Source organism: Sphingomonas sp., from assembly GCF_031380695.1.
Classification (GTDB): Bacteria; Pseudomonadota; Alphaproteobacteria; order Sphingomonadales; family Sphingomonadaceae; genus Sphingomicrobium.
On record NZ_JANMWY010000317.1, the window covers coordinates 1 to 5,313 of the forward strand.

Sequence of the window (5,313 nt, forward strand, 5' to 3'; positions counted from 1 at the left end):
AATCAAGGGTTTGGAATCGGGCATTTGTTGGTCTTTCTAGCTCAGCCGCTCTGCATGCCAGCGGAGGTGGTCGGCCATGAAGGTGGAAATGAAATAATAGCTGTGATCATAGCCTGCGTGCCGACGCAGGGTCAGCGCAATGCCGGTGTCGCTGCACGCTGTTTCCAGCAACTCGGGCTTCAGCTCACGCTCGAAGAACGGATCGGACTCCCCGATATCGATCAGCAGCTCGGGCACCCGCGCACCATCCTCGATCAGCGCCACGGCGTCATGCGCCCGCCACGCAGCGCGGTCGTCCCCGAGGTAGCGCCCGAGCGCCTTCTCGCCCCACGGCACCTGCCCCGGGGCAACGATCGGCGCAAATGCCGAGACGCTGCGGAACCGCTCGGGATGGCGCAGGGCGACCGTCAGCGCACCATGACCGCCCATTGAATGGCCGGTGATTCCCTGCCGCGCCATGTCGACCGGCAACGCCGCCGCGATCAGTGCCGGCAATTCCCCGGTGACGTAAGACCACATGCGGTAATTGCGCGACCACGGCGCCTCGGTCGCATCGACATAAAAGCCCGCGCCGAGCCCGAAGTCCCATGCCTTCTCGGGATCGTCGGGCACATCCTCGCCGCGCGGGCTGGTGTCCGGCGCGATGAAGATGATCCCGGCGTCGCCACACGCCGCGCGATATTCGCCCTTGTCGGTGACATTGGCATGGGTGCAGGTCAGCCCCGAGAGATACCACAGGATCGGCAGCTTCGTCCCCGGCGCATGGTCGGGGAGGAACGCCGAAAAGGTCATGCTCGTGCCTGTTGCCGCGCTGTCATGGCGAAAGACGCCCTGCGTTCCGCCGTGGCTGCGCGCTTCCGAGACGATCTCGATCGTCACGCGTCGGCCGGCAACCGATGCAGTGCACACAGCTTGTTGCCGTCAGGATCGCGCAGATAGGCAAGATACAGGTTCATGCCGCTACCGCTGCGCTTACCCGGCGGGTCCTCGATCGCCTTACCACCGGCGGCGATGCCTGCTTCGTGCCAGGCATGGGCCTGCTCCGGCCCGGTTACCGCGAAGCCGATCGTCATGCCGTTTCCGCCGGTCGCCGGCTGCCCGTCGATCGGCGGCGTGACGAGGAACATCGAGCCGTCCTTGGCATAGATGAGGCGGCCTTTCGCATCGATCATGCCTTCCGTGCCGCCGGCTGCCTTAAAAATAGCATCGTAGAATGTCTTCGAACGCTGGATATCGTTCGATCCGACCATCATGTGACTATACATTCTCTCTCTCCTTAAAAAACGACGACCGAGCGGATGCTTTCCCCGGCGTGCATCAGGTCGAACCCCTGATTGATCTCCTCCAGCTTGAGCACGTGGGTGATCATCGGGTCGATCTCGATCTTGCCGTTCATATACCAGTCGACGATTTTGGGCACGTCGGTTCGTCCCTTCGCCCCGCCGAATGCGGTCCCGCGCCAGTTGCGGCCGGTAACGAGCTGGAACGGGCGCGTCGAGATTTCCCTGCCCGCCTCGGCCACGCCAATGATAATCGACGTCCCCCACCCGCGATGGCACGCCTCCAGCGCCTGGCGCATCACCGTCGTGTTGCCGGTGCAATCGAACGTATAGTCCGCCCCACCATCGGTCAGCGCGACGAGGTGCGCGATGATGTCGCCCTCGACCTTTTTCGGATTGACGAAATGGGTCATCCCGAAGCGCTTGCCCCATTCCTCGCGCGCCGGGTTGATGTCGACCCCCACGATCATCCCCGCGCCCGCCATCCGCGCGCCCTGCAGCACGTTGAGGCCGATCCCGCCGAGCCCGAAGACGATGACATTATCGCCGACCTGGACCTTGGCGGTGTTGACCACCGCGCCGACCCCGGTTGTCACGCCGCACCCGATGTAGCAGCTCGTCTTGAACGGCGCATCGGTGCGGATCTTCGCAACGGCAATCTCAGGCAAAACCGTGAAGTTAGAAAAGGTCGAGCAGCCCATGTAATGGAAGATCGTTTGCCCCTTGTAGGAGAAGCGGCTGGTCCCGTCGGGCATCACCCCCTTGCCTTGGGTGGCGCGGATGGCAGTGCACAGGTTGGTCTTGCTGGAGAGGCACGACTTACACTGGCGGCATTCGGGGGTGTAGAGCGGGATGACATGGTCGCCGACCGCGACCGACGTCACGCCAGCGCCAATCTCGCGCACGATTCCCGCGCCTTCATGACCCAGCACGCTCGGGAAGATCCCCTCGCTGTCGAGCCCGTCGAGCGTATAGGCGTCGGTGTGGCAGATCCCCGTCGCCATGATCTCGACCAGCACTTCGCCGGCCTTCGGGCCTTCCAGGTCAAGCTCGACGATCTCGAGCGGCTGCTTGGCTTCGAACGCAACGGCGGCGCGGGTTTTCATGGGCGGCATCTCCTTTCGTCCGCCCCTGCCACGTCCACGACGCTCGGCCAAGCGCCCGCAGCCCGCAAAAAATTGATCCGTCCATGACCGACTGGCGACCGAGTTCCGTTCCTCGCTAGCGTGAAAACACAGCGCCGTGCGGCTTGCCCTCGCCGGACCAGCCGTGCGGCCAGGCGCGACTCGCGAAGCTGAAGCCGGGCTTACCGTCGCCATCGCGAAACTTGTCGTCGATAGTCAGCGCGCCGGTCTTTGGATCGAGCCTGAGCAGATACATCCGGTCGCCGGCCTTGCCCGACGTCACCACCACCCGCCCGGTCGCGCGATCCCACGCCGTCCAGTGCGAGCGATAGCCGGGACCGATCGTCAGTCGGGACACCTCCACCGGCTTCGTGCCAATGGCGATGTCGAGCACGATGAACCCGCCGATGCCCTCGACCGACTGCACCAGATAATGGTCCCCTATGGTCGGAACACCGCAATAGGAGCCGGGAAACTGGTGGACCATCACGGCCACGGGGTGCGGCGTCGCCATGCCCGTCACCCGCTGCAGCCCGCAGCTCAGCGTCTGGATATAGGCCGCGCCGTCGGGTCCGATCCGCGCCTCCTCCGGATCGACATGCCCACTGAGCGACGGCCCCGGATCGAGCTGGTAGGTGCCGAGCAGCTTGAGGTCCGACAGGCGGAACAGCTGATAGGTCACACTCTGCAGCAGATAATCGTCCTGCATCGGCGAATTGGTCACCAGCACCCGGTCGATGTGGGGCAGTACGGCGAGCGAATAGGGCAGCAACGGCCACTCCGGATGCGCCGGATCGGCATTTCCGACCGCGCGCAAGACCTTGCCGGCGTCGTCGATCTCGACCAGCCCGCCGCTCAGCTTTTTGCCCATCATGCCCGGCATCCCGGCCATCGCCATCCCTGACCCAAGCTGCTGGAAGCTGGCCAGCACATGGCCGTTGGGCAGCCGCAGGAAGCTGTGCGGCATGGAGAAGCCGGCCATGTCGGTGAACGACGTTGCCACGATGGGATGAAGCGGCTCACGCAGATCGAAGATGAAGCTGCGGTTGGCGTCATGGTCGTTGGCGAACAGCATGCCGCTCGCCGGCATCTCATATTCGGTGTGGTGCGGACGGATGCTGGTCTGGTCGGTCACGACACTCGTCAGCAACTTGCCATAGCCGGGCGAGGCCGGGTCGGCGTCGAACACGGCAAGGAAATCCTTGCCCTTACCCGCCTGGTCACCGCTGAACACGAACAGATAATGGCCCGGAGGCGGTGTTGCCGCCGCCAGCGCCAGTGCGATCACCAGCAGCATCAACGATCGCAGCATTGCTCGTCCCCCCAATCTTCGTTGCTAGTCGAACTCGACGATCACCTCGTCCACCGCCAGGCTCTGCCCCGCGCTCGCCGGTGTCGCCTTGACCGTCGTCGTCTTGGTCGCGCGCAGGATATTTTCCATCTTCATCGCCTCGATCACGGCGATCGCCTGCCCCGCCTCGACCGTGTCGCCGGGCTTGACCTCCAGCTGCGTCAGCAGCCCCGGCATCGGCGCGAGCAGGAAGCGCGACATGTCGGGCGCGACCTTCTCGATCATGTGGCGGGTGAGGTCGGCGACGTGCGGCGCCATCACCTCGACATGGTGCTTCGCGCCCAGCGTCTGGAAGCACCACCCACGCCCCTCCTTCGCGATCCGCACGATCCGCCGTCGCTCGTCGATGTCGGCGATCAGCAGCCGCTGGCCCGGCACATAGTCGGCGACGACATCGACCTCCTCCTCGCCGTCGACACTGACCAGTAGCCCGCCATCATAGGGTTCGACTGCAACGGCATATTCGGTCCCCGAAATCCGCACGACATAGTCGCCGCTGGGATAGACCGGCCCGCCAAGCTGCCCGTCGATCAACGCCGCGCGCGTTTCGTTCGCGGCGGCGACCAGCCCGGCGATCGCGGCCAGGTCCTCGAGCAATTCCTCGCTCGCCGGCGCGCCGTGGAAGCCGTCGGGATATTCTTCGGCGATGAACCCCGTCGTGATGTTGCCCGAGCGGAAGCGCGGGTGCTGCATCAGCGCCGACAGGAAATCGATATTGTCGCCGCTCCCGTCGATCTCGAACGCGTCGAGCGCGGACACCTGCGCGTCGATCGCTTCGATTCTCGTTGGCCCCCAGGTGACGAGCTTGGCGATCATCGGATCATAGAATATGCTGACCTCACCGCCCTCGACGACCCCATCATCGATGCGGACACGTACCCCGTCGGACGAGGGCTGTGGCGGTCGATACCGCACCAGCCGCCCCGTACTCGGCAGGAACCCGCGATAAGGATCCTCGGCATAGACCCGGCTCTCCATCGCCCAGCCGTCGAGCTTCACCTCGTCCTGCGTGAACCCCAGCGGCTCCCCCGCCGCGACCCGGATCATCTGCTCGACCAGGTCCAGCCCGGTAATCTCCTCGGTCACCGGATGCTCGACCTGCAGCCGCGTATTCATCTCGAGGAAATAGAAGCCATCCCCGGTCGGATCATTGCCCGCAACGATCAGCTCAACCGTCCCTGCGGAGTAGTAACCCACAGCCCGCGCCAGCGCGACCGCCTGCTCGCCCATCTTCTTGCGCATCTCGGGCGTCACGAACGGCGACGGCGCTTCCTCGATCACCTTCTGGTGGCGCCGCTGGATCGAGCATTCGCGCTCGTTCAGATAGATGATATTGCCGTGCTGGTCGCCGATGAGCTGGATTTCGATATGGCGCGGCTGCTCGATGAACTTTTCGATGAACACGCGATCGTCGCCGAAGCTCGCCAGCCCCTCGCGCTTGGTCGCCTCGAACCCGTCGCGGACATCGGTCTCGTTCCACGCCAGCCGCATGCCCTTGCCGCCGCCCCCGGCCGAGGCCTTCATCATCACCGGATAGCCGATCTCCCCCGCGATCCTG

Annotated in this window: 5 protein-coding genes; all 5 read right to left on the bottom strand. The window is 64.6% G+C overall.

Features of this window, described 5'->3' with window-relative positions; all coding sequences use genetic code 11:
* Window positions 1–36: 36 nt before the first annotated feature.
* Window positions 37–873: an S-formylglutathione hydrolase gene (gene fghA, locus RMN84_RS11440; RefSeq protein WP_309612298.1), complete on the bottom strand. Its 837-nt coding sequence runs from the start codon at window positions 871–873 to the stop codon at window positions 37–39.
* Between the two features lie 2 nt (window positions 874–875).
* Window positions 876–1,265 carry a VOC family protein gene (locus RMN84_RS11445; RefSeq protein WP_309612294.1) on the bottom strand — a complete coding sequence of 130 codons (390 nt, stop codon included), beginning with the start codon at window positions 1,263–1,265 and terminating at the stop codon, window positions 876–878.
* An 11-nt stretch (window positions 1,266–1,276) separates the two neighbouring features.
* Window positions 1,277–2,386, bottom strand: a complete 1,110-nt coding sequence (locus tag RMN84_RS11450) for an S-(hydroxymethyl)glutathione dehydrogenase/class III alcohol dehydrogenase (RefSeq protein WP_309612295.1) — start codon at window positions 2,384–2,386, stop codon at window positions 1,277–1,279.
* Between the two features lie 115 nt (window positions 2,387–2,501).
* Window positions 2,502–3,716 (bottom strand): hypothetical protein, encoded by a 1,215-nt coding sequence (locus RMN84_RS11455; protein ID WP_309612296.1) that lies wholly within the window; start codon window positions 3,714–3,716, stop codon window positions 2,502–2,504.
* 24 nt (window positions 3,717–3,740) lie between these two features.
* Window positions 3,741–5,313: biotin/lipoyl-containing protein (locus RMN84_RS11460; RefSeq protein WP_309612297.1), on the bottom strand; the 1,573-nt coding region annotated here is incomplete at its 5' end.